The sequence below is a fragment of the Allobosea sp. P5_A5 genome (assembly GCF_056400625.1).
Window position 1 is genome coordinate 1 of record NZ_JBFUKY010000003.1, and the last position, 23,688, is coordinate 23,688.

Sequence of the window (23,688 nt, forward strand, 5' to 3'; positions counted from 1 at the left end):
CGCGCCATCCGCCGGCAGGTCGAGGAGAACGGCACCATGCCCAACATCCCGCCCAAGGCCAACCGGCGCTGGAAGAACTGCTTCTCCCCGGTCCTCTACCGCGACCGCAACGCCATCGAACGGATGTTCTGCCGCCTCAAGGATTTCCGCCGCGTCGCCACGCGATACGATCGAAACGCCGTCAACTTCCTCGCAGCAGTCTGCATCGCAGCGACCGTCAGCTACTGGTTATGAGTCCAGACCCTAGCAGTATTTTACGTTATTATGTACTCATTGATGACGACGTTGCGTCGTCATCAACGGGCGATTCTTTATAAATAATAAGAATCGATGCGAGCCGCCCACATTTTCTGCCATTGCGAAAAAACGGGTTTTTAAAAACACCAAAATTCAATGTTCACTCATTGGGTATGGATTTATATTGTCAATTTTAAAGGATATATCAAATGTTAAACAACGTATTGATTCAGCAAAATACGATATCAGAAATGCTATATGCGCGTATAATTCAAGTATATTATGGATATTGGTCTTTATACGAAGCCATTGATCCAATGATTGATCATACGATCTTCGTGACATATCGCGTCTTCGACGATCTCGGTCCACGTGAAAATTTGATGGACGGATTCCGGCGTTGGTATCGCGGTTTAATCAAGGAAGTCGCTGTCCAGAATGGACGGGCGCGGCGTCGTTGGGTTCAACAGCGAAAGCCGGTCGGCATGTTCGCCATGGACTATGCCGGAAGCCGTGATGGTCGTTGGTCGGATTCCAGCGTCGGGGCTCATATTCACGCGATATTGGTCCTTCATCCGGATTTGGCTGCAAGCGTAAAACATCAGCTTAGATTGCAGCAGATGCGTCATCGCAATGGGCTTTATTGGGAGGAATACCGCAACGATAAACCCGTGCGAGACACGGTGCACTATTGCCTGAACGGCATCATGCATCAAAACGGATTTTATCAAGGTCGAGACGATCGATACGACATGGTCGAACCCAATCTCAGCGTTGCCTTTTCAAAAGAGGGCTGAGGAATGGTCGCTAAATTCAACCGTTTCGTTGGTCAGATCCGTCAGCGTTTCGCTCATCGGTGGGTAGTTGATGTCGATACAGAGGTCGACGGCTTCAGCACCGACGATCTCGTCCTCTATCATACCGCATGGGTGCAGATGGACATCTCTCCGCTCATGACGCGGCAGGATGCGCTCCTGTCTTTCGAGATGCGCTGGAGATTGTTTATGAGAGCCGTCAATGCGACTGCTCCAGGCGGCTGCTTCACGCTCGCTAGCTGCTCACCATTGATCGCGGGCCGGCCCGCTGGTGTCGATGCTGTGGCCTTGATCCATCCCCTGCAGTTCAAGGCTCATCAGGAGCGAGCCATTGACGGCACGGCGGATCGCCTGGGACTGCAAATCTCCTATGTGGTCGATTCAGATCTCGATGACGCTTCGCCTTACGAGGATATAGCACTGCAGATCATGTACGCCCTGGATCACAGGCCCGATGCGGGCGACAACCTTCGGTGGATTTCGACGTAACGGTTGGTTGGCTTTAGCGCCTCTGTCGGCATAAGGCATGACGACGCCGAAGGTGGTTCCGAATGGCTACCTTCGGCATTTTACTAGGAATAAAAGCCGTTATGATACGTCCCTAAGCGGGGAGCGCATCATGCAGTTTTCGCCTGAGATCGAACGTGTCAGGTCGGTCTCTCATTCGATCAAGACGATCTTCCGTCACTGCTGGGTTGAGAGGTTCGGATGTCCACCGGCAAGCGGATTCCGACATAGCCTTGATCACTACCTTCACGTCATCGAGTTCGAATGCCCCGGCGCCGATGACGACGAGCTATGGGCGGCCTTCGACGATCTGAACCACGAGCTGTCCCGATTGGCCTATGGCCCGGCAGCCCTCGAGCATCAGCATGTCGGCGTCGGCTACCTCACGAAATCGGCGACGAGGGCAGCTCCGGTCGTCAGGGCCTTGTTCTTGGTCCATCCAGTCCATGAGCAGGACTTCCGGACAGCAGCCGCCACGGTCCTCTCAGGAACCTGGACAGGGTTCTCGATCAGCAAATGCGATGTCGATGCCGCCGATCCCGACGCTGCCTATCGCTGGTTTGCTGAGGGCAGTTTATCTTCGAAGCAGGCGACGACCCTGATCAGTGGCGAGCGAGCCGCCCCATCACGCTTCGTTACTCAGAGTAGAAGCGGTTTGCTTCCCACGTCTCATATCTAATTTTAGCTCCTCCGCTCGGCGTATGGCCATTGAGCATCGGGCCTGCCAACTCTGCGAATTTGGGAAGCCCTACCAAGGCTTCGTTGGAGCTATTGTCCGCCGCGGTGAGGCCTTTGAATGTCCATCCGAATTCCGACGCAGCGGCCATAAGTGCCTTCGTCGTGCGGAACGTGTGGCTGCGCTTATCGGGCATGTCGACAACCGCAATGCTGCTGATCTTGGCCATCTTCGGCTTCCCGTATTCCACGCATAGTTAGTTTAAGAGCATGGCCTCAGGCCCCCGTTTTGCGCAAGGGCCGATCACCGTTGGCCTTGATGCTCCGCAGCCCTCAGGGCGCTGAACAGGGCTCTCGATTAGCCGGTGCGATGTCGATGCCGCCGACCCTGACGCAGCCTATCGCTGGTTCGCTGAGGGTTTCTGCCCGGTCCCTGAAGGCGAGACCTCACAGGCTGACCTTCGCGTGTTGACAGCATTTCCCATCAGGTTTCCGCTGCCTCATGTCGGAGGCGCAGCTGATGTGGCGGTTGGTTTTTCTCGGAGCGATTCTGGCGTCTCCCGCTGTAGCGCAGGATCGGTCTGCATATGATGTTGGCTTCCGGATCGCCCAGAGCCGTGGCTACGAGAACACCGACTGCTATGCGCGGGTTTTTCGCCAGGGTTCGACGCCGCCCATCCACCGAGCGTCTCTCTAAAGGATCGACATGGCTAGCCTGAAGGATTCGCCATTTTGCAAAAGGCAGATTTTGGAATTGCGGCAAAGCTCGCGAACCTTGATTCAGAATTCCAGCCCAATGAACTAGCTTATCTGGCGTTAACCACGAAGGTCGAGCACCCCATTAGGGATCGCCTCGCTTTTCGCCTCCATCAAGATTACGATCCGCACTTCGTTGTTGCTCGTGAATGGCACCGCATCGATCTTGCTGTTCTTGACCCAGACGGAACGCCCGCCGGGCTCGTTGAGCTCAAAGCGATGTACACTTTCGATGCCTTTGGGGCTCTGAAGCATTACACGCACGCCACTACAGCGGACGAGGAAAAGGCTTTGCGTCTCGCGCATCATCACACGAGCGTCTATTCACTACTGCTTGCCACACATCTTGACCGAATGGTGCCGGCTAAATTAGCCCGAGCTGTAAAATATTCGGCAGGAATAAATCGCGCAATCGTTTCCCGCGGCGATGCCGCAGCTGTCCATAAAGAGGCAATCTCGGCAATATCTCAGGGCTTAACAGGTCGCTCCGTTGTTTCGCAGGGTGAGATCAATGGTGGCTCAGCCTTCGGGATTGGTGTTTCAGTGCTCTACTGGCTGGTGAAAAACGGAAGTCGCTTCACCTGATCCGAGGTCCATGCCCACGGAAGTCTGCCTTTGAAGCGAACCATGCGACAGTGGTAGACGAGAGGCTTATGCACTGGCATCGTCCGATAAGTGTTATGTCCGCTTGGGACTGAGCGCGAGAGCTTTGGGCGGAGCAGAGCAATTCGCTGCAACCTTGCTGCTGGTCCAGCCAGCAAACAAGGTGGTATCCTATAAAGCCGCCAAATAGCCGATCCGCAGGGCTTAGGGGCTAGCCAATGCGGCTCCTACTCTAAAACTAGAGCCGCCAACTATTGCGTGTAGATGAGTTTTCATCCTAATTTTAAGCGAATCGAAGCCGATGGGATCCGTGCTTGGCGTTCAAATTGAACCCGCGGGGATAGGCAGTTGGCAGCATTGTTCATTTTTGGGGCTATGATAGATGACGCTTGTACTGCAAGTGCCCGGAGGTGCGTTTACGCTTCACGCTGCAGCTTCCAAGGCCTCGACTGGTGCTTCCGCGGGATTCGCTAGCTTCGCATTTGCGACAGCCACTGGCGTGGACACCTTTTTTGCGGAGCCAACAATACGTAAGCTCATAGAGCTGGGAAAATTCCAGCTAGTAATTGGAATGGACGCGATCACGGATACATCGGCGGTCGAAGCCTTAAAGACAGCCAAGGCAGCCCTGCCGAAGGCATCAATTAAGATGTTTCATAACCCGAAGGGTGGTGTACTTTACCATCCTAAATTGATGTTTGTTAGAAATGCATTAGGCGGATCTTGTATTACGGGATCAGGGAATTTAACCTTAGGCGGCTTGCGGAACAACTGGGAGGCCTTCTGGAAAGCGGACATTTCCGAGCCGGATGCGATTGGGCTTGAGAAACAGTGGGCGGATTGGATCAAGGACCATGCGGCCCATTTGTTGGAAGTGAATGACCCGCAGGTCGCGGCTCAGGCGGCACTCAACGCGGCTACCCGGCAAAAAATCCAAAAAGCTGTAAAGGAGACGGATGCCGAGGCGCTCGCGGCATTGCATGCAGAGGCGATGGAGGCAGAGTCACTCAATCCGTATTTGATAGCGGAGGTCCCGAAGAATCGGCCTGGGCAGGCCGATTTCGGTATTGCTACTTATCAAGGCTTCTTCGGTGTCACCATCGGAAAGCCCAGAAACGTAACATTTTATCAAGTCATGCCGGACGGATCGCTAGCTCATCCGGAGCATCGGCAGGCTGTTGCTGTTAAGAGCAGCAATTATCGGTTCGAGGTGGAAGCCCTAAGCGGCGCCAATCATCCAGCGAAAGGCCATTTCATCCTGATATTCGAACGAATTGGAAAGTCGGAATATAGATACGTCTTACTGAAACCTAACGAGCCGGGCCACAAAGATGTTCAAGACTTTCTCGACAAAAATTATTTTGCGTCAGGAAATTCGAAGCGGCGTGTTGTTGTAACCAAGAGTGACGTTCAGGCCGCATGGGCCGCCAATCCATCGCTGATGCACTAGCTGCAGAGCAGCAAAATTTCAGTGGTGCCACTAGCGGCTTTGTTTAATGGGCTAGAATTCAGTTTTGCATGTTGCGCATTCTCGATCTCTTGAATTCGGACGTGGCTGAAATAGCGCGATGCAATTTTGATTAGCTCGTCGATGCCAATGACCCTCGGGCGTGCTCCCGTCGATGGGTCATAACCCGAGTAAGACAGTGCGAGCGGCACTCCGAGTTTGGCTACCCCGAGAAATAGGTCGCTAAATGCGGCAGGCGCCTGCGATTTGATGCAGAATGGCGACTGATGTCGTCCTGCTCGATAACCGCCGCGGCTATGCGTATGTCCGCCACCAATATTGCTGTTGGTTATCGTCGGTTCGTCGCCTAACGCGATTGTTTCGAGAGTATGATAAAATCGGCTATAGTGATCCCGGGTATATGGCGGGTCGGCATATACAACTGTGGGTTTTACTGTTGTGTGTGATAGGGCGTCCCGGTAATCTGAGCGAATCGCGATATGGTCAGTTCTGTTGATCGACAGACTCTGATACCTATCGATGTATTCAAGATAGACAGTTAGTGCGGCAATTTTCCTTTCGTTCAGAATTTTCTTTACAACGTGGCGTTTTAGATTGCCCGCTTTATCTCTTGGCCGGATAGGCTGAGCAAATTGCTTTCCAATTGAATTGACAAGGTGGCTTGCAGTACTAAGGACACCGGCCAGAAGGACCGGATTGTTAGTTTCTCTCGCAGATGTTGTGAGCATATCTAATTCGATGGCCTGCGCGAAGCTAAAAAACGACCCACCAAAGTGGCGGACGCACACAGTGTTGCTCAGGGGCAGTCCGAGAGACTTGAGGTTGAGCTTAGCTTCCTTGACAGCTCTAGCATGGCGTGGACGAAGATAAGAAGCCGGTTCTCCGTCACGCTCCAAGTTTCCTAGTTCAATCAGCTCGCATAATGGGGCTATTTCGCCGCCTTCGGCGAGCTGTGTCACTTCGTTTTCAAGCTCGATTATCGGCCTCAGGGCTCTCCGGATTGCTTCGGCCCGACGGTCGGTAAGCGAAGCCCGAGCGGAAAAATCCGTCGATGGCGATGTGGCACCGTTTAAAACAGCGTCGGCGAGTACCCGAGCATACTCCTGAATATCGACGGCTATTACGCGACGGCTTCGTGACAGGTAGCGAGACACCGTAGCAGAGCCAGAAAAAAGATCGCAGACCGGCCCCCCGGACGGATCAATATCGTTTATCGCGCTCTCAATCGCTTCTAGAAACCTTAGTTTGCTCCCTAGGTAATGGATTGGCCTGAAAACATAGCCAGGGTCTGCATGCGAACGCCGGGTCGGCGAAGCGCGTTCGCCCTTCGAAGCGCTGTTTTTCGTCAAAACTTTTGATATCCTCGTGTCAGACCGTGAAAGCGCCAGAAGGCGGCAAGCAGCGATAGGTACCGTGTTGAATGAAAAGCAAGCCGAGAGCCGCTGTCGCATGCACGCCGCTAGCGCAAATATTAGCCGGTATCAAACACTTCACCCATGAACCAATGTTAAGCCTCGGAGGCTCACACGCCGGTAGCACACTTATCCACGGCGAGAACCTTTCGGTGCTTTCTGACCTAGGGGACGAAATTAAAGGCCGAGTTAAGTGTGTGTATATCGATCCGCCCTACAATAATGCCGAGGTATACAGGCATTATGATGATCGTCTGGGGAGACGTGTTTGGCTTGACCGCATGATGCTTCGAATTAAGGCTTTGCGGGACACGCTTACGTTAGATGGTTCGCTGTGGGTATCTATTGATGACAGCGAGCTTATCAACCTGAGAGTGATTTGCGATGAAGTATTTGGCTCAGAAAATTTTGTAGCAAATATTGTTTGGAATCATCGCAAGACAAGAGAAAACCGGCGTCCTTTTTCGAATAATCATGAGTATATCTTATGTTACGCTAGGGAAGCAGCTGCCTTTAAGAGAGCAAGAAATTTGCTTGACGCACCGCCTGAGCTGCTAAGTCGGTATAAGAATCCGGATAATGATCCCAGAGGCGCATGGCAATCGGTATCGGCCAATGTGCAGGATGGACACGCTACGAAGTCTCAATTCTATATGCTTGCTGCGCCAAACGGAACCCTGCATGCGCCCCCAAAGGGTCGATGCTGGGTTTATAGCAAGCCAAAAATGGAGATAGAAATAAAAGCTGGTCGAGTATATTTTGGGCGGGACGGCAATTCTGTGCCCAGAATAAAAAAATACCTGAGAGAATCCAAGATCGGGGTAGCATCATCGACGCTCTGGACGGCTGATGAGGTTGGTACAACAGATTCAGCTAAAAAACATTTGCTCTCAATGCTTCCAAAAGAAGCAGTTTTTGACACGCCGAAACCAGAGGGACTTGTTGCGCGCATAATTCATATTGCGAGCAATCCCGGTGATCTTGTTCTAGATGCCTACTTGGGTTCTGGCACTACTGCGTCGGTAGCTATGAAAATGGGACGTGAATTTCTCGGTATCGAACAAGGGCCACATATCGCAAGCCATTGCGTGAAACGCCTTGACGCCGTGATTCGGGGGGAGCCCGGTGGAATAAGTTCGTCGGTCGGGTGGAACGGTGGCGGAGCCTGCGCTTTTTTTGCTCATCGATCCAAGCTGATGGGAATTTAACTTTGAATCGAGCGTGTGCACCGCTTTGAGCGGCAGGCCTTCATTAGGCCGCGCTGCGCCCCGGGCATTCTTCAAATGCAAAAATGCGAAGTGGCGTTCGTCGAAGCTGAGCAGTTAATTCTAGCTCGGCGGCCAAGGCGCGTGGCTTTCTTAGAGGTATGGGGCAGGCAGCGTTCAGCGGGCTGGCCTATAATCGCGATATTGTCGAATGGGAGACGTTGTAGCTCCTGCCGATATCGGTTAGCGTTTCTTCACCGGCTTCCCGGCGCCGCAAGGCTTCCGTGCGTTGGTGAAGCGTTAGCTTAGATTTACGACCAAGCTTCACTCCGCGAAGCTTAGCTCGCTCGCGCCCTTCGCTTGTTCGCGCACGAATCAGTTCCCGCTCAAACTCAGCCAGCCCGGCTAAGACCGTCAGCATCAACCGGCCATGAGCCGTTGTGGTGTCGGCCCAGCCATCGGACAGAGAACGGAAGGCCGCTCCGCGATCAGCGATGAGGCCGAGAATGTTAAGCAGGTCGCGTGTCGAGCGAGCAAGCCGATCCAGACGCGAGATCAGAACGATATCGCCCACTTCCAACGATGAGAGCAGCCTGTCGAGTTGAGCCCGCTGGCGCTTAGCGCCTGAGACCTTTTCGGCGAAAATCTTCGAGCAGCCTTCGGCCTTGAGCTGCTCCTCTTGTGAATCGAGCGACTGGCCATCAGTCGAAACTCGCGCATACCCCAAAATCCGCCCCATCCAGCCGCTCCATTATGCACGTATGATATGCACAACGTAACGTCTTGAAATTATGAGCGTGAGCGCTTTGTGCGAAACTCATGATTTCTGCACATCCACGGGTATGAGGGCCATAGGACGTGTCCCTGGCGCTCTGGCACTCAGCTTCGGCCTTGTGCTCAGCGTTACGAACAGAATGCTCGCTGAAAGCCACATCCAAATGAAAACCCGATCACGGAGCGGATGGTGTTTTACGTCTTGTCGGAATCTCCGAATTCGCGACGTACCAGCATCGACCCAGGCGACCGCTGAAAAGAGCGGGCCGAGTTTACCGGCGTGCACTGCATACTGCTCTGGCTTGGGCCGATGCGATAGGGCAGGCAGAAGAACAGGGCCAGAATGGCGAGAAGAAGCGGCTCCGGCGCATTGACATGCAAGCGGAGGTTAGTAGTCTCAAAGAAAAGAGGCTGACATGAAGAATTATAGGTATGCCGCGCTTGCGCTCGCATGCGTTCTCGTAAACTTCGACGCTCGCGCGTCGGATTGCGAAATATTTAAAAGCGTGTTCGATGAAAGAAATTCAGACTTCGTCGCGTTAAGAGGCGCCTTCGATAAGGATATCGGATTGTATAGATCCAATATAAAGCTACCAGGCGCTGATGTATGTTCCATTGAATTTTATAATGAAAAAGATTCTAGTTACCGTAAATTTAGTTGCGATTGGAAATTCTTGGAATCGGCGAGCGAAATGATTTCCGTCTATCGAGACGACTTGATAAATTCTGTGGTTCAGTGTGTCCCTCGAGAATTATTGAAGAGAAAACCGCTGTACAGAGAGTCCGAGACTTCTAAATTTCCAATTTTTAGTCAGCGTTTAAGCGACGATTTCACTATCTATGTTCGGTATAGCGAGCACAAAAACAAATACAAGGGCTCTGTAGCACTTATTCTGTCGTTTGTTCTTGAGAAAGTCGAAGTTGAATGAACCGACGCTCAGCCCTTCGTTTTGTTGCAGGAGCCGCAGTGTGTTCGTGCGGCGCCCCAGCATTGGCGTGGCCCCCTGGCGACACAAAAACCTGCGCAAACGCTCCAACCATCGGCGGCGCACTAGCGACCAAGGGTTGCTCGGTAGGTAGTGCACTGCCGCTGGAATTCGTCAGTACAATCAAGCACTCGTTTTTAGCGGATTTCGACAACAAGATTGTCACCGGTTTCTATAATACCCACTTTTGGTTAGCTCGCCGAAGTGGAGTGGAGCCGCAAGTAGGATTCTACGATGATGGGAATAAACCGAATGCATTCGCTGTTGACGCAAGTTTTATTGACGATAAGTGCTCTCTAGACGGTACAATATTATTTGGATCCGGACTTTTTCACTCAGAAATAAAGGAATTTACTCTATGGCAATCTTCAGTTACGTTGATCCATGCGCATGAATACGGACATATACTACAATTTAAGCGCAAAATGGCATCGCAGATAACCGTGCAACGTGAGCTGCATGCAGACTTCCTGGGTGGTTGGTTCTGCGGGCAAATGTCGATTGATCCCAAGTCTAGCGGTATAGATTCGATGACCGCAGCGAAGTCGATTTACAATAAGGGAACTTACGCGTTCAATGACCCAAATTTTCACGGGACACCCGAACAGAGAATGCAATGGGTGTTATCTGGTTATCAGCATGGCATAGCTGGATTCAACTTAGATGATGCTTACGGCAAATCTGCTTCAGCTCTGGGGATTTAGAAAATGTCGAATCGGACTCGTCGGCAGGTTATGCTATCCGGCCTTGCGGCCTGGGCCGCAGTCGAAGCGCCGGCTTTGGCGGGCCCGGCAGATGAYAAGTTCCGATCAGCGATGAACGAATTGAACGCGACAGCGGGGCCGCAGCTTCGTCAATTCCGTGAACTAGATACACACGAGTTTCAATACGTTGTAGTCCCGAACATTGGTACAGCATCGGGTTCGATACGCCTTCAGAAGCGATCCAACCGCAAAATAGGCGAGCTAGCAAATTCTCTCATCATTCGTTGCGAGGTCACAAGCCCCGAGCGCTACAACGCTGCTTATAAATCACCAATCTGGCCGGAAAACGCTTCCGGCGTGACAATCGGGGTCGGCTATGATCTCGGGTACGTTCGGATCGATGATTTTAAAGAAAACTGGGATGGGTATTTGGATGAGCAGCAGATTTCTTTGCTCACGACCGTGGTTGGGCGAAAGGGGCCAAACGCGCAAGCGTCGCTATCAAGTGTATCAAGCATCCAGATATCTTGGACGGTCGCTCAAAAGCAATTTCTGATCAAGACGCTGCCATTTTACGTAGCAGAGACGGAGACTGCCTTTGCCAACACGAAGGAACTCAAGGACGACGCATTTGGTGCGCTTGTAAGTATCGTTTTTAACAGGGGTTCAGCTTCTTACTACAATTCCGCGACCAAAGATGCTGGACTTGTAAACGATCCTCGCCGAGAAATTAGAGCAATAAAAGAGGCGATGATTGCGAGGAAATTCGATGAAATCCCGAGCCAGATTCGCTTAATGAAGCGGCTTTGGGAAGGTAAACCGAAGGCGAAGGGTTTAATTGCACGACGAGAGGCCGAAGCGTCGTTGTTCGAGCTAGGCGTCTTGGGCGCCTAGACTAGCGTCAGCCTTGCGATCCGACGGCGTCGGCGATGCCGGCGACTGCGGCTGGCCTGCCCCCCTGAAAAGTGATCCTCCCTGAAGTAGGCTTTTGAGCCTTGGAGGATGCCGATTATGCCGCAGACGAAGCACAAGCCCAAAGAGATTATTGCGAAGCTGTGAAGGTCGACGTGCTGCTAGGCGCCGCAGCTGTGGCCGTACTTTTGCGGCTTTCAAAGCTCTGTGAATGGGTACCATGGGCGGTCGGCCATGAAACCGTGCAAGACAGCTGGCTGGGCGCACGAGCCCCCGTTTCGGACGAGGCGGGTTTCCTTGATCTCAGCATTGCCTTCGCACGGCGCACCGCCGGCGCCGCCTGTCCGTTAGACGAGGAAGTCGTGCCCCACTTACGTCGCGCGAGGGTCGGCGACCACTAGCGGGGCAACTTTCACCCCCGATGGTGCCCAACGGCCAGAGGTGGAACGTCTGCTTCCGGACCAGTTGGCCGTGTCCGCTCTGTGGCCCCAACCGGCCGTACACAGGCAACCCGATCAACCCCTACCCGATTAAATTGGTGCGGCTTCGGATGCTGCTGCAGCTTGAGCTTTGCGCTTCTTCAGTTCGCGATTGCCGTAGTAGCTCATCAGGCTTAATGCGATGGAAATGATGCCCCAAATCATCAGATCGAGAAAAGCAGCCCGATTGAGGAAAGCGATCACAGCCGCGATGATGAAGCGAACCTGAGCTGCCCGTGGCACGGCGATGACGAGCGCCGATCCGAGCAGGAACAGGAGAGAGATCGCGATGCCGACAGCGCCTGCCCCCGGCTGCTACCGAACTGCCGGACAGACGACCCCCGATGTGGACGGCGCAGAATTGTTGGCCCAAGAAAATAGGATAATTAATTTAAATAATCGAAATCACAGTCATTTATTTCACAATTTTGCGACAAGCTTCAGCCCATTTGAGCTTTAATTCACTAAAACCACGTGCATTATTTAGTAAAAAATACGGCTTTTCGTTGATCTCTTCGACCCTCATGGCGCCGTTCCATTCAGAAATTGTTGGTGTACCCATGTTAGATACCTTGCATATTATGGTGTATTTATTTTCTGCATCGGTAACATCAAACCCCTCGACGAGGTAGCCTTCGGCCTTCTGTTTGATAGGCTTCATACGTACAGGCGCCGTGAGCCAGCTGAAATTTTCGGCCACTGCGGAGGTGGGCTGCGTATACATGATAGCTGCTAATGCGAGCGGCAGCAGCGTGACTTGGCTATTTCTCATCACTCGGACTTCCTCATGTCAGACCAGTCGCGGTCCGCGTAGCTTGTTAAATTTCTCCTCCGCAGCATGTTGACGCGCTAAAGCCGCGAGCTCTTTTGAGACGACGCGTCTACCAACCGGCCAAAGCGAAAGGCCAGCGAGTTTGAAAGCTTGAAGCCCAAACGGAATGCCGATGATCGTCAGGCAATTGAGAACGCCAGCGATGATGTAGGAGACGAACAGGACCAATCCGAATGTGCAGGCCCATAACAGGTTGGCAATGAAGCCGATGGTGCCAGTGGTGCCTGTCGAAAGCGTTATGCCCTTGCCGTCTAGCTCTCTGATATGAACCACGTCCTTGCCGAACGGAAAGGCTGACATCTTCGCCATTTCCAGCGCTGCCCTCGTCAGCGGCAAGCCTATGATCGTGAGAGCGAAGACGATAGCGCCGATGAGCCAGATCAACGCTGTGATCGCTCCCCCTAGAATGAACCAGAGCACATTGCCCGCAAATCTCATGAAACTATCCCCCAGCCAAATTCGCTATGCGGCGCAAAAGCTTACCGGCATTTGGTTCATTGCCAAAGCTCGTTCGGGTCGCGGTCGAAGTGATTGTCGGGGCAATGGTATGACTGGAGAGAATACCAGATATTGCGGCGCGTCGGTACGGAGCTGACACGATCCTCTATACGGTATTCGTTTCGCATGTGTCGCTCGATCACCACGCCGATTTTTGATCGATTGCCGCAATTGAAAATCACACGGAAGTCCATTTTCGGCGCATGGCCGGGGTTCTGCCCGTAGCCGGTGACGCCAAAAAATACCTCGCCATTTTTGGCGAATTTCTGCACGGACGACTCGTAGTATTTCATGCCGCCAAGCCCGCCAGCCGTTGCGAACTGGCGATCTTCAGCGTGACACGTCCCCGCAGCGAATGACGCAATCGCCGTTAGCATTCTCAGCAGTTTAAATCTTGGCGAGCTTTTTCGGGGATCGAGATCCGTGAGCCCAAAGGCGGGAGTGCGTATCTCGACAAGGGATGAAGTTTGGTCGTTTCGACCATTACCTGCGGCCGGTCTGGTGGAAACGCCCATCGTCTGCATAGCCCCGTCATCACGAATTACCAACTATAATTGGTAATTCGAACTGCGGAAAATTGCCAGCTCTGAGCGCATGGATATGCGCGAGCTTGTCGGATTAAATTTTGCGCGATTGCGTGAAGAGCGCTGCCTGACTCAGGAGCAGGTCGAAGAGCGATCCGGCTACAGCCAATGGTACATCAGCAGCCTCGAACGCGGGCGGCGGAACCCGACCGTCATCACGCTCTTTGAGCTGGCGACGGCGCTCGGTGTGAAGGTTGCCGATCTCATCGATGAAACAGCGGCAGCAGATTTGCCGCTCCCTAAGCGCGGGCCCGGCCGATCCAAGACGGGTAAACAAGCTAGCGGAAAACCTCGCTAGCCCTCTGTCGCTTTGTAGCTGTTATGTAGCTGCTGGAATTTCGGGGCAAGGCAGAAGCGCCTCTAAACCCTTGAAATAATTGGAGCGGGCGATGGGGGTCGAACCCACGACATTCAGCTTGGGAAGCTGACGTTCTACCACTGAACTACGCCCGCATGGAGTGCGGAAAGACGTGAGGCACCCTAACGCAATATCTAGCGCCGGAGTCTCGTGTTGTCATCCTCGATTTTCGGACGGCGCGCGAAATGTTGCGATGTCGACGGCCTTTCGGAAGGAGAAATTCGCCAGTGAGCGATATCACGGTTGCTCCAGCGCGTTGACAGATGTCAGCGGCGTCGGCGTTGCCGCGGAAGCGAATGCCGCCTCGCTCGCATCGAAGCTGGCCGGTTGTTGATGTCTTTATCGTCATCCATCCCGACTAAGGCGCCGGAGCAGATTTGGACGACCAAAATCTCGCGGCTTTCGTCGAAGGCTTAACGTATCGGGATCATCGGTGTCGGCTATGTTGGCATGCCGTTAGTGACTGCGGCGTGCAAGGCAGGCTCCCGGCTTCGACGTCGGATATCCATGAAGTCAGGGTCGGCCAGCCCGCGACGCTCAGGTTCCACGAATTTCAATCAAAGAACGACGCCGGAGATCGAAGGAATCGTAACCCGCGTCAGCGCCGACGCGGTGAAGGACGAGCGCGTTCCGGAGCCGTATTCCGTCGTCAGGCTTCGCTTCGGCCGAAGCGAGCCCTTGAAGGCACTCGACCTCCTGCCCGGCATGCCCGTCGAGGTTTTCATTCGAACGGAGAGCCGGTCCTTGATGAGCTATCTGGTCAAACCGATGCGTGACCAGATCGAGCACGCGTTCCGGGAACGCTGACGCCGAGCGATCAGCGATACCCGTTGCCACGCCGCCGGACAGCGACGGCATGACAGCAAATGAGAACGAGGCGGCCGCCGGCCTTACCAGTGCCGTCCGTTGCAGTTCGGGCCGAGGCGCATGCCGTCGATGCCGGCGTCCGGCCAGGAGCCGATCGAATGGCAGGCGTGGCCGAGCATGACGGGCGGTCTGCGCATCGGGATGGCGTCGGCCGCCCGGACCAGAACGTGGATCATGTCGCGCGCCGACCCGCTTTCGACGGTGATCCGGTGCAATCCAGCCCGGACCTCTACCGGCGCCGACCAGAGCCCGCGCGTTGAAGGCTGCATCACGGTTGGCGTGCCATCATCGACCGAGACGACCGGGCTTTCCACTGCGGAGCCGAAAACTCTCGCTGTGACCTCGATCTGGCCGGGGCGCGGGATTTGTCGCGGATCCGCCGGCCTGGTGACCAATCGCGTATCGCAAGGTGACACGATCTGCAGGAACGGCCAGCCGCTGCCGATCCGCTTGAAACGCCAGCTCGGCACCGTGTCGTGGATGGTGATCAGCGCGAAGCCGGCCTGTCCGCCATCCTCCTCGATCTCGCCTGTGGAGCGTACCGCGCCATAGACGACGCGGCCGTCATTGAGCAGCTCGTTGTAATGAGTATGGCCGGTGGCGACGAAGGCAACGCCCGCGTCGGAAAACAGTTGGGCGATCTCCGCGCCATCCGCGGCGAGATCGTCCGGATAGGCATGCATGAAAACGACCGGCGGCTGGGCATCGGCGGTTGCGCGGGCGAGGTCTTTGATCAGCCGGTTGCGGTGATGCATCGTCAGACGGAAATCCGGGCCACCCGCACCGGCCGAGACGACATCGACAAAGATGCAGCGGTGCCCCGCGAAGACCTCGACCTCTGGACGGTTGGCTTCAGGAAAGGTCGCTTCGTAGGCCCGCAGATCGCCGGCCTCGTAATCGTGGTCACCCGGAATGACGCGCCAGGGAAGTCGCAGAGGCGCAAGCGCGCGAGCGATCGCGGCATATTGCGGGTCCGTCGCGTGATTGGCGTTGTCGCCGGGCAGGAAGACGAAGTCGACGGTGTCGCGCAGATGCCGGTTGGCTTCGGCCACAATGGCTTCGAGGCGCGGAAGGCTTTCCCAGCCATTCGCCTCGTCCATATGCAGATCGCCGACCTGCAGGAATGAGAGGGTGCTCACGCGGACGGCTCCACCTTCGCATCGCCATCCATGCCCGAACAGGCGGGCCGCAGCAGGCCGTGAAACCCGATCCAGAGTGCGACCGAGACGAGCGCGAAGCTGCCGAGCACATAAAACGCTGTGGGCCGAGAATTTGCGCAAGCCAGCCGCCGATTGCCGGGGACAGGCTCGCGCCGACGCCCTGGACCGTCATCACCGCGCCTTGCCCGACATTGACCCGCCCGGTGCCACGCAGCAGGCAGGCGACGAGGCCTGGAACGGCGACGCTCTGCAAGCCGGCTCCGATCCCGTCCAGTGCCTGAACCGGCCACACGCCCCAGGATTCGATGATGCTGCCGGCCAGGAAGCCACGCAGCGGCAGGGCGATGAAGGAGATCAGCAGCACCAGCCAGTAGCCCCGGCTCGACGCCATGCGCATCGCAACGATTGATGCCCCGATCATCACCGCCTGCGCGACGACGACGGTGAGCGCGGTGAATACAGCCGGATTGCCCTTGCCTTCGCCAACCACAGCCAGCCCGTAAAGCGGCAGCATCGCACCGTTTCCGAGGTGAAAGCAGGCAAGCGCAGCTGCCAAAAGCAGCATAGGTTTGTTGCGAAGCAACTCCTTGAAGCCTTCGGCCTGGCCACCGTCATCCTTCCCGTCGCCATCCTCGAGCCCTCGCGCGGCCCGATGGTCGATCGCCCGTTCCGGGATCGAAAGGACCGAAATGATCGCGAAGACACCGAAGAGCGCGGCAAGAAAGAAGATCGCCGGCATGCCGTATCGCCAGCCGAGATAACCGGACAGGCCGGCCCCGATCATGTTGCCGGCATGGTTCCAGGCCTGGTTTTTGCCGTTTTGGACATTGAAGCCCTTCTGCCTGACAACGCCCAGGGTCATGCCGGCCACTGCCGGCCCGATCGCCGCGCCTGCGATCGCGGTCGCGATCTGGCTTGCCGTCACGACCAGCGCCGACTGCGACAACAGGATGAGAAAGGACGCCAGCACCGTGCAGATGCCGGTGATGACGACCACCCAGCGCTTCTTCTCGGTATAGTCGATGAAGGCGCCGGCCGGCACCGTCATCGCCATGCCGGCGACACCGCCAAGCGTCATCACGGTTCCGATCGGCCCCGTCGACCAGCCATTCTGCTGCAGGAATACGCCGAGAAAGGGCCCGATCCCGGCCTGCATGTCAGCCATGAAGAAGTTGAGTGCGCTCAGCGCTCTCGTCGCACGCTTCTTGTCGTCCGGGATCGACGCCGAGCCCGCAGAAACCGATACACTGGACATGGAGATTTCCGGCCTGACGTTGCGTCCCCGGAAACGAGCGGCGAGGTTACGTTGTTCCTTGAGGTCATCCCGAATGGGTCAACCAGCTGCTCGGCCGCTCTCACGCCCTCAGAGGCGTTTCGCCAGGAAGTCGACGAAAGCGCGGATGCGGGCCGGCGTGGTCGCGCCACCGACGAACACGGCATGGATCAGCTCCACATCGCCGGGATTGAACTCCTCCAGGATCGGAACCAATCGCCCGTCCATGATCTCCTGCATGACACTGAAGGCCCCGACGCGCGCGACGCCCACGCCGATCGCAGCAAGCTGGCCCAGCGTCTCGCCATTATTCGCCTCGATGCTCCCCTTCACGGACAGCGCGAAGTCATGGCCGGATCGACAGAACGGCCAAACCGGTTCGGCACGCTGGAAGTTGAAGTTCAGGCAGTTGTGACGATGAAGGTCCTCGGGCGCCTGCGGCGTGCCGTATCGTTCCAGATAGGCTGGCGAGGCCACGATGACGCGCCGCGTTTCGCCGAGCTTGCGCGCCGTCAGCGAGCTGTCCGGAAGCGGCCCGAACCGGACCGCGATGTCGGCCTGACCAGCGGCGATGTCGACCAGCGTGTCGGTCAATGCGATATCGACGAGAATGTCAGGATAAAGCGCCACGAATTCGGACAGCAGCGGAACGACGCAGAGCCGCCCGTGGGACAGCGCGGCGGTGACGCGCAACCGTCCGCGCGGCGCCCCCTGGTCGGCGATCCGCTGCTCGGCATCGTCGAGATCGGCCAGGATTCGCCGGGCGGCTTGCAGATAGGTTTGGCCCTCGGCCGTGATCGACAACGCGCGCGTCGACCGCAACAGCAGCCGGACACCGAGCCGCGCCTCGATACGGTCGATGGTGCGGCTCACCGCCGAAGGGCTCATCCCCAAAAGGCGAGCCGCAGCCGAGAAACTGCCATGCTCGACCACTGCGGCGAACATCGCAAGTGAATGCGCGCGGTCGGCGCCCAACTGCATCTTTGCGTCCATCGCACATGTCCTCGCCGATCATGCCAGATAATCTGTGGCCAGCTTCATCGCTATCTGTGCATCAACGTAGCAACAGAAGAGCGCGCCATGGACTATCGTCAACTGGGATCGTCGGGACTGCGGGTTCCGGCCCTGAGCTTCGGCACCGGCACCTTCGGCGGCAAAGGGCCTTTGTTCAGCGCCTGGGGGCAGAGCGATGCCCGCGAGGCGCGGCGGCTGATCGACATCTGCCTTGAGGCCGGCGTGACGCTGTTCGACACTGCCGATGTCTATTCGAACGGCGCCTCCGAGGAGATCCTTGGAGAGGCGTTGCGTGGGCGCCGCGAAGACGTGCTGATCTCGACCAAGACAGGTTTGCCGATGGGCGATGGGCCGCAGGATTGGGGCGCGTCGCGGGCGCGTCTCATCCGCGCGGTCGAGGCGTCCTTGAAGCGCCTCGGCACCGACCATATCGACCTGCTCCAGCTCCACGCCTTCGACGCCTCGACGCCGGTCGACGAGCTGATGGGCACGCTTGCCTTGCTGATTGAGCAGGGCAAACTGCGTTATGCTGGCGTCTCGAATTACCCGGGCTGGCAGCTGATGAAGGCGCAGGGCGCTGCCGATCGCCATGGCTGGCCGCGGCTTGTCGCGCATCAGGTGTATTATTCGCTGATCGGCCGGGCCTATGAAGACGAGCTGATGCCGGTGGGGCTCGACCAGGGCATCGGCGCCTTGGTCTGGAGCCCGCTGGGCTGGGGCCGCCTGACAGGTAGAATTGGCCGGAACCGGCCGGTGCCGGAGGGGAGCCGGCTGCACGAGACCGAACAGTTCGCGCCGCCGGTCGAGAGCGAGCATCTCTACCGCGTGATCGACGCGATCGAGGCCATTGCCGCCGAGACCGGCCGCAGCGTGCCGCAGATCGCGCTCAATTGGCTGCTCCAGCGGCCGACGGTGTCGTCCGTCATCATCGGCGCGCGCAACGAAGAGCAGCTGCGCCAGAATCTCGGTGCCGTGGGCTGGTCGCTGACATCGCAGCAGATCGCCGCACTTGACGCGGCGAGCGAGGTGCTGCCGCCCTATCCCCACACGCCCTATCGCCAGCAGGAGGGCTTTGCCCGCCTGGCTCCCCGCGCAGTCTGAGGTGCCATCGTGAAGCTCAATCCTGGATTGATAGCCCTATCGGTCGGGGCCTTCGGCATCGGCGTGACCGAGTTCGCGCCGATGGGGCTGCTGCCCGTCATCGCGGCAGACCTCGGAGTCTCCATTCCAAGCGCGGGCCTGCTGATCAGCGCCTATGCGTTGGGCGTGATGATCGGCGCGCCGCTGATGACCCTGACCACTGGCCGTATTCCACGTCGCACGCTGCTGATCATGCTCGCGGGCATCTTCACGGCCGGCAACCTGCTAGCCGCGATCTCGGACAGTTATGGGATGCTCATGGCGGCACGCATCCTGACCTCCTTCAATCATGGAGCTTTCTTCGGCATCGGCTCGGTCGTTGCGGCCGGACTCGTGCCGCCGCAGCGTCAGGCGGGCGCGGTGGCCGCGATGTTCGCGGGTCTCGCCATCGCCAATGTCGTGGGAGTCCCGCTCGCGACCTGGGCTGGCGAGCATCTCGGCTGGCGGGCTTCGTTCTGGGGCATCGCGGCACTCGGAGTCGCGACCATGACCGCCTTGCGGCTGACATTGCCGCCGCTGCCGGCGCCGAAGGGAGTCAAGGTCGTGGCGGAACTGCGCGCCTTGACCCGCGGCACCGTGCTCGGAGCGCTGGCCCTCACCGTCATCTCGTCCAGCGCCATGTTCACGGTCTTCACCTATATCGCCCCGATCTTGCAGGGCGCCACCCACGCCTCCCCCGCCTTCGTCACGGCCATGCTGTTCACCTACGGGGTGGGGCTGACCATCGGCAACTGGCTCGGCGGCCGCTTCGCCGACCGATCGATCGACCGAACCTTGATCGTCACGCTGGCCTCGTTGTCGGTGGTCCTTGTCGCCTTCGCCGCGCTGATGGGCCATGCGTCGGCGAGCGCCGTGCTGATTTTCCTGTGGGGCATCGCCAGCTTCGCGCTGGTCCCACCGCTGCAGGTCAGGGTGATGTCGGCGGCCTCGGACGCGCCGAACCTGGCCTCGGCCGTGAACATCGGCGCCTTCAACCTTGGCAATGCGCTAGGGGCGGCGCTCGGGGGAGGCGTGATCGCTGCAGGCCTCGGCTATCCGATGGTCGCGGTGGCCGGAGCGATCACCTCGGCTGTCGGGCTGATCGCGGTCGTTGTCAGCACCACGCGCTCAAAGCGTACCGACGCCTTGCAGCTCGGGGAGGAAGCGGGTCGCTGAAGAATATCGGCGCAAACGTTTTGATGCCGGCAAGGCCGGATTGCGGGATCTGTTAACGCAGGGCCTGCAAGGAGAAAAATCGGGGCGCCCGGCAAGACGGGCGCCCCGATTTGCAATTAGGCTCTCGGCGGCGCTGTCAGGCGCTGCATCATACCTCGCGCAAATCCGAAGACGCGCTCGCGCAGTTCAGGCCTCGTCCACAGCATGTAGCCTGCGGTGCCTGCAAGAATAAGCCTGATCACGTTACCACCTCACTGATGAACTGGCCCATCAACAGGCGCCGACCCCGTCGGGTTCCCACGATTGTACGGTCGTCGGCGCGACATCTCGACCTCCCGAAGTCTAAGCGATTGAAATCGGAATTCTTCAGGCTCGGCTTTGGCTAGATGTCGCGGCCCGTGGCTGAACGCCCGCAGGCTTTGCATACCACGCAGCGCCGAACATTGACGGCTGGATCGGCCGGCCGCGCTACAGCACTTGAAAGCGGCAGTCAGGCATCCATATACCAGCCATACGGATGGCGTATGGATGAAAAATGAAGACCCCCGATAGCGAGAAACTCACGATCAATCTTGGCTTCGTCGATCTCGGCAGGATCGATCTGCTCGTTCGAGACGGATTCTACTCGAACCGGTCCGACTTCATTCGCACCGCCATCCGCAATCAACTTGTCACCCATGCCGAAGTCGCTACCCAGGCGATGAACCGCCTGTCGCTCGACCTCGGACTGCGGACCTTCACCCGTCGGGACCTCGAGGCGGTGGCCGCAGCGAATGAACGCCTCGAGATCCGCGTCCTTGGCCTGGCGATCATCGCCGATGACGTCCCGCCTGACCTGGCTCGCAAGACCATCGCTTCGCTGACGGTCCTCGGCGCCTTCCACGCTTCCCGGGAGGTCAGGGCCGCCCTGGCTGACCGCCTCTCCTGACCCGCAAGGACGACATCATGACTTTCCGCGTTCCCGATGCCGTCGCCGATGCGATGGCCCGCCTCAAGACATCCGACGTCGCCGGCGCGACCAAGGCGCTTCGCGACGCCTTGAGCTGCGGGAGCTCGACAAACTCTGCGTCGCCACGCGTCACGCCAGTCCATCCTCTTGCCGATCGCGCTGCGCGACGGCTCGGCGACGTGCTGACTTTGCTCAAGGCACAGCATCACGGGCTTTCTTCCCCGATGCCTGATCCGACCCGGAAACCCCTTCAGGACGACCCTCGCTTCATCTGGCGGTCGCTCGGTGCAGCCGCCGGAAGCCTTCGCTACAAGCTCTACGTCCCGGAGGATCGCAGCCGCGAACTGTCGCTTGTCCTGATGCTGCATGGATGCACACAGGATCCCGACGATTTTGCCCGGGGCACGCGGATGAACCACTTGGCGGACGAATTCGGCCTGGTCGTCGCTTATCCTCATCAGCCGCGCACCGCCAACGCCCAAGGTTGCTGGAACTGGTTCGATCCGCGCCACCAGTCGGCGGGCACCGGGGAACCTGCGCGACTGGCGGCGCTGGCCCAGGCCTTGGCGTCGGAGTTCGGCATCGCCTCCAATCGCGTCTTTGCGGCAGGCCTGTCCGCTGGAGCGGCGATGGCGGACGTTCTCGCCGAAACCTATCCCGAGCTGTTCTCCAGGGTCGGCCTTCACTCCGGCCTGCCTCATCGCGCCGCTCACGACGTGATGTCTGCGTTCGCCGCCATGAAAGGCAATGGGTCCGGCAGCCGGCACAGCAAAAGCGCGCTGGGTAGTCGTAAGATCATCATCCAAGGCTCGGCCGACGCGACCGTCCATCCGTCGAATGGCGCCGAGCTTTTCGAACAGATGCGCGCGCGGAGCCCGGGATCGACCGTCGTTCTCAGTGACGGCAACGATGCCGGGCGCGGGGCCGCTCGCCAGATCCTGATCGACGCGGCAGGCGAGACCCTGGCCGAGCACCTTCTGATCGATGGCGCAGGTCACGCGTGGTCAGGTGGCGATGGCACCGGCAGCTATGTCGATCCGACGGGTCCGGATGCGTCGCGCGAAATGGTGAAGTTCTTCCTCAGCAATTAGGCCTTCGATCACAGGCGCGGACTTCGTTATCCGGTATCCGCGGCGTCAAACGGTAGGACTGGTCGATCCCGCCTTGAGACGACGGCCGGTCGAGCGGGAAAACAGGACCGCTTCCGAGAGATCGAGCCCGATGGAGACCTCTGCCCCCGGCGCAAGATCGCTGTAGCCCTGAACCGTCACCATGATCTCGCCGGGCACGGAGCCCTCTTCGTCATGGGCCGTCGTGCCGTCCGCGAGCTTCACCGCGATCACGGATTCGGCACCGACATGCTCGACGAGGCTGACGGTGCCGCGCAGGCCGGTGTGTTCGGCAGAGGGGCCCGCCACGGTCAACGCGTTCGGTCGGATGCCGAGAAGGACACCGTCCGTCGCAGCAGCAGTGGGCGCGTTCGCGAATGGCAGACTGACCGTGCCGACGCGGATCGCGCCCTGCTCGACCTCGCCTTCGATCAGGTTCATCGGCGGGGACCCGATGAAGCGCGCCACATAGGTGTTCGCCGGAGCGGTGTAGATCTCGCGTGGCGTACCGAACTGCTGGATCACGCCGTCGCGCATCAGGGCGATGCGGGTGCCCATGGTCATCGCCTCGACCTGATCATGCGTGACATAGACGAAGGTGCCGCCGACGCGGGCGTGCAGGCGTGTGATCTCCGCGCGCATCGCCGAGCGCAGTTTGGCGTCGAGATTGGAGAGGGGCTCGTCCATCAGGAAGACCTCGGGCTGTCGCACCATCGCGCGCCCCAGAGCGACGCGCTGGCGCTGTCCCCCCGAGAGCGTCCGCGGATAGCGATCCAGCATCTCGGTCAGCGAGAGCGTCTTCGCCGTCTTCTCGACGAGGTCGCTGACATCAGGCGAGCGCTCGATGCGCCGCTTGGCGAGCCCGCCTAAAATCGGGATATGAAACCACCATTTGAATTGCCGCATGATCAGCGGGAAGGCGATGTTCCGCCGCACCGTCATATGCGGATAGAGCGCGTAGGACTGGAAGACGAAGGCCATGTCGCGCGCGCTCGGCGGCAGCTGGTCGACGCGCCGGCCGCCGACATGGATCTCTCCTGCGGTGACGGTTTCGAGACCCGCGAGCATGCGCAGCAGGGTGGACTTGCCGCAGCCGGAAGGGCCGAGCAGGACGAGGAACTCGCCGTCCACGACCTCAAGGTCGATATCGGCGATCGCGACCTTGTTGCCGAAATGCTTTGCGACGTGGTTGAGGGTGATCGAGGCCATTTTTATG

The 23,688-nt window shown here is 57.9% G+C and carries 24 protein-coding genes, 1 tRNA gene and 3 pseudogenes; 16 read left to right on the forward strand and 12 right to left on the reverse strand.

Annotated features, from left to right (window positions below; all coding sequences use genetic code 11):
* From AC1DR6_RS06870 to AC1DR6_RS06885, 4 genes and pseudogenes are all read left to right on the forward strand, one after another.
* Positions 1-234: pseudogene (locus AC1DR6_RS06870) on the forward strand (IS5/IS1182 family transposase); the annotation flags it as partial.
* A gap of 212 nt (positions 235-446) precedes the next feature.
* Complete coding sequence (locus tag AC1DR6_RS06875; protein WP_476828463.1) at positions 447-1,034, forward strand: hypothetical protein; 588 nt, start codon at positions 447-449, stop codon at positions 1,032-1,034.
* Positions 1,035-1,037: 3 nt separating this feature from the next.
* Positions 1,038-1,541: a hypothetical protein gene (locus AC1DR6_RS06880; protein WP_476828464.1), complete on the forward strand. Its 504-nt coding sequence runs from the start codon at positions 1,038-1,040 to the stop codon at positions 1,539-1,541.
* A 130-nt stretch (positions 1,542-1,671) separates the two neighbouring features.
* Entirely contained in the window at positions 1,672-2,238 is a 567-nt protein-coding gene (locus tag AC1DR6_RS06885; RefSeq protein WP_476828465.1) for a hypothetical protein, read from the forward strand.
* Here the strand turns inward: AC1DR6_RS06885 and AC1DR6_RS06890 are convergent.
* The gene (locus tag AC1DR6_RS06890) at positions 2,195-2,464 is read right to left on the reverse strand and encodes a hypothetical protein (protein WP_476828466.1); all 270 of its coding nucleotides are present in this window, start codon (positions 2,462-2,464) and stop codon (positions 2,195-2,197) included. The genes AC1DR6_RS06885 and AC1DR6_RS06890 overlap by 44 nt on opposite strands.
* 502 nt (positions 2,465-2,966) lie before the next feature.
* On the opposite strand from AC1DR6_RS06890, the gene AC1DR6_RS06895 reads away from it, so the two are divergent.
* Both AC1DR6_RS06895 and AC1DR6_RS06900 read left to right on the forward strand, forming a co-directional pair.
* Positions 2,967-3,575, forward strand: a complete 609-nt coding sequence (locus AC1DR6_RS06895) for a hypothetical protein (protein ID WP_476828467.1) — start codon at positions 2,967-2,969, stop codon at positions 3,573-3,575.
* A 517-nt stretch (positions 3,576-4,092) separates the two neighbouring features.
* Positions 4,093-5,043, forward strand: a complete 951-nt coding sequence (locus AC1DR6_RS06900; protein ID WP_476828468.1) for a phospholipase D family protein — start codon at positions 4,093-4,095, stop codon at positions 5,041-5,043.
* Here the strand turns inward: AC1DR6_RS06900 and AC1DR6_RS06905 are convergent.
* Positions 5,040-6,410 (reverse strand): DNA adenine methylase, encoded by a 1,371-nt coding sequence (locus tag AC1DR6_RS06905; protein ID WP_476828469.1) that lies wholly within the window; start codon positions 6,408-6,410, stop codon positions 5,040-5,042. The genes AC1DR6_RS06900 and AC1DR6_RS06905 overlap by 4 nt on opposite strands.
* Before the next feature lie 71 nt (positions 6,411-6,481).
* Between AC1DR6_RS06905 and AC1DR6_RS06910 the strand changes: the two genes are divergently transcribed.
* On the forward strand, positions 6,482-7,681 hold the full coding sequence (locus tag AC1DR6_RS06910) for a site-specific DNA-methyltransferase (RefSeq protein WP_476828470.1): 1,200 nt from the start codon (positions 6,482-6,484) through the stop codon (positions 7,679-7,681).
* Positions 7,682-7,868: 187 nt separating this feature from the next.
* Here AC1DR6_RS06910 and AC1DR6_RS06915 read toward each other — a convergent pair whose 3' ends face one another.
* Positions 7,869-8,417, reverse strand: a complete 549-nt coding sequence (locus tag AC1DR6_RS06915) for a recombinase family protein (protein WP_476828471.1) — start codon at positions 8,415-8,417, stop codon at positions 7,869-7,871.
* Positions 8,418-9,377: 960 nt separating this feature from the next.
* Here AC1DR6_RS06915 and AC1DR6_RS06920 point away from each other — a divergent pair.
* Complete coding sequence (locus AC1DR6_RS06920; RefSeq protein WP_476828472.1) at positions 9,378-10,142, forward strand: hypothetical protein; 765 nt, start codon at positions 9,378-9,380, stop codon at positions 10,140-10,142.
* Between the two features lie 111 nt (positions 10,143-10,253).
* A complete protein-coding gene (locus AC1DR6_RS06925) occupies positions 10,254-11,036 on the forward strand; it encodes a hypothetical protein (RefSeq protein WP_476828473.1) in 783 nt (260 codons plus the stop codon).
* Positions 11,037-11,584: 548 nt separating this feature from the next.
* Here AC1DR6_RS06925 and AC1DR6_RS06930 read toward each other — a convergent pair.
* The 4 genes from AC1DR6_RS06930 to AC1DR6_RS06945 all read right to left on the reverse strand — a co-directional run bounded on the left by AC1DR6_RS06930 (position 11,585) and on the right by AC1DR6_RS06945 (position 13,387).
* Positions 11,585-11,776: a hypothetical protein gene (locus AC1DR6_RS06930; RefSeq protein ID WP_476828474.1), complete on the reverse strand. Its 192-nt coding sequence runs from the start codon at positions 11,774-11,776 to the stop codon at positions 11,585-11,587.
* 172 nt (positions 11,777-11,948) lie between these two features.
* The gene (locus AC1DR6_RS06935; RefSeq protein ID WP_476828475.1) at positions 11,949-12,305 is read right to left on the reverse strand and encodes a hypothetical protein; all 357 of its coding nucleotides are present in this window, start codon (positions 12,303-12,305) and stop codon (positions 11,949-11,951) included.
* Positions 12,306-12,323: 18 nt separating this feature from the next.
* A complete protein-coding gene (locus AC1DR6_RS06940) occupies positions 12,324-12,803 on the reverse strand; it encodes a YccF domain-containing protein (protein WP_476828476.1) in 480 nt (159 codons plus the stop codon).
* Positions 12,804-12,859: 56 nt separating this feature from the next.
* Positions 12,860-13,387 (reverse strand): hypothetical protein, encoded by a 528-nt coding sequence (locus AC1DR6_RS06945; RefSeq protein ID WP_476828477.1) that lies wholly within the window; start codon positions 13,385-13,387, stop codon positions 12,860-12,862.
* A 70-nt stretch (positions 13,388-13,457) separates the two neighbouring features.
* Between AC1DR6_RS06945 and AC1DR6_RS06950 the strand changes: the two genes are divergently transcribed.
* Entirely contained in the window at positions 13,458-13,745 is a 288-nt protein-coding gene (locus AC1DR6_RS06950; protein WP_476828478.1) for a helix-turn-helix transcriptional regulator, read from the forward strand.
* A gap of 80 nt (positions 13,746-13,825) precedes the next feature.
* Here the strand turns inward: AC1DR6_RS06950 and AC1DR6_RS06955 are convergent.
* Positions 13,826-13,900, reverse strand: a tRNA-Gly gene (locus AC1DR6_RS06955).
* Positions 13,901-14,312: 412 nt separating this feature from the next.
* Between AC1DR6_RS06955 and AC1DR6_RS06960 the strand changes: the two are divergent.
* Both AC1DR6_RS06960 and AC1DR6_RS06965 read left to right on the forward strand, forming a co-directional pair.
* Positions 14,313-14,480: pseudogene (locus AC1DR6_RS06960) on the forward strand (beta-barrel domain-containing protein); the annotation flags it as partial.
* Between the two features lie 3 nt (positions 14,481-14,483).
* Complete coding sequence (locus tag AC1DR6_RS06965) at positions 14,484-14,612, forward strand: hypothetical protein (RefSeq protein ID WP_476829009.1); 129 nt, start codon at positions 14,484-14,486, stop codon at positions 14,610-14,612.
* Positions 14,613-14,695: 83 nt separating this feature from the next.
* Here the strand turns inward: AC1DR6_RS06965 and AC1DR6_RS06970 are convergent, their stop codons facing one another.
* From AC1DR6_RS06970 to AC1DR6_RS06980, 3 genes and pseudogenes are all read right to left on the reverse strand, one after another.
* Positions 14,696-15,772 (reverse strand): metallophosphoesterase family protein, encoded by a 1,077-nt coding sequence (locus tag AC1DR6_RS06970; protein ID WP_476828479.1) that lies wholly within the window; start codon positions 15,770-15,772, stop codon positions 14,696-14,698.
* A gap of 232 nt (positions 15,773-16,004) precedes the next feature.
* Positions 16,005-17,087, reverse strand: a pseudogene (locus AC1DR6_RS06975) (MFS transporter); the annotation flags it as partial.
* Positions 17,088-17,195: 108 nt separating this feature from the next.
* On the reverse strand, positions 17,196-18,098 hold the full coding sequence (locus AC1DR6_RS06980; RefSeq protein WP_476828480.1) for a LysR family transcriptional regulator: 903 nt from the start codon (positions 18,096-18,098) through the stop codon (positions 17,196-17,198).
* An 87-nt stretch (positions 18,099-18,185) separates the two neighbouring features.
* On the opposite strand from AC1DR6_RS06980, the gene AC1DR6_RS06985 reads away from it, so the two are divergent.
* The 4 genes from AC1DR6_RS06985 to AC1DR6_RS07000 all read left to right on the forward strand — a co-directional run bounded on the left by AC1DR6_RS06985 (position 18,186) and on the right by AC1DR6_RS07000 (position 22,454).
* Positions 18,186-19,220 carry an aldo/keto reductase gene (locus AC1DR6_RS06985; protein WP_476828481.1) on the forward strand — a complete coding sequence of 345 codons (1,035 nt, stop codon included), beginning with the start codon at positions 18,186-18,188 and terminating at the stop codon, positions 19,218-19,220.
* A 9-nt stretch (positions 19,221-19,229) separates the two neighbouring features.
* Entirely contained in the window at positions 19,230-20,414 is a 1,185-nt protein-coding gene (locus AC1DR6_RS06990) for an MFS transporter (RefSeq protein WP_476828482.1), read from the forward strand.
* A 535-nt stretch (positions 20,415-20,949) separates the two neighbouring features.
* On the forward strand, positions 20,950-21,342 hold the full coding sequence (locus AC1DR6_RS06995) for a CopG family transcriptional regulator (protein WP_476828483.1): 393 nt from the start codon (positions 20,950-20,952) through the stop codon (positions 21,340-21,342).
* Positions 21,343-21,359: 17 nt separating this feature from the next.
* Positions 21,360-22,454 carry an extracellular catalytic domain type 1 short-chain-length polyhydroxyalkanoate depolymerase gene (locus AC1DR6_RS07000; RefSeq protein ID WP_476828484.1) on the forward strand — a complete coding sequence of 365 codons (1,095 nt, stop codon included), beginning with the start codon at positions 21,360-21,362 and terminating at the stop codon, positions 22,452-22,454.
* 45 nt (positions 22,455-22,499) lie between these two features.
* On the opposite strand, the gene AC1DR6_RS07005 is transcribed toward AC1DR6_RS07000, so the two are convergent.
* A complete protein-coding gene (locus AC1DR6_RS07005) occupies positions 22,500-23,681 on the reverse strand; it encodes an ABC transporter ATP-binding protein (RefSeq protein WP_476828485.1) in 1,182 nt (393 codons plus the stop codon).
* Positions 23,682-23,688: the final 7 nt, after the last annotated feature.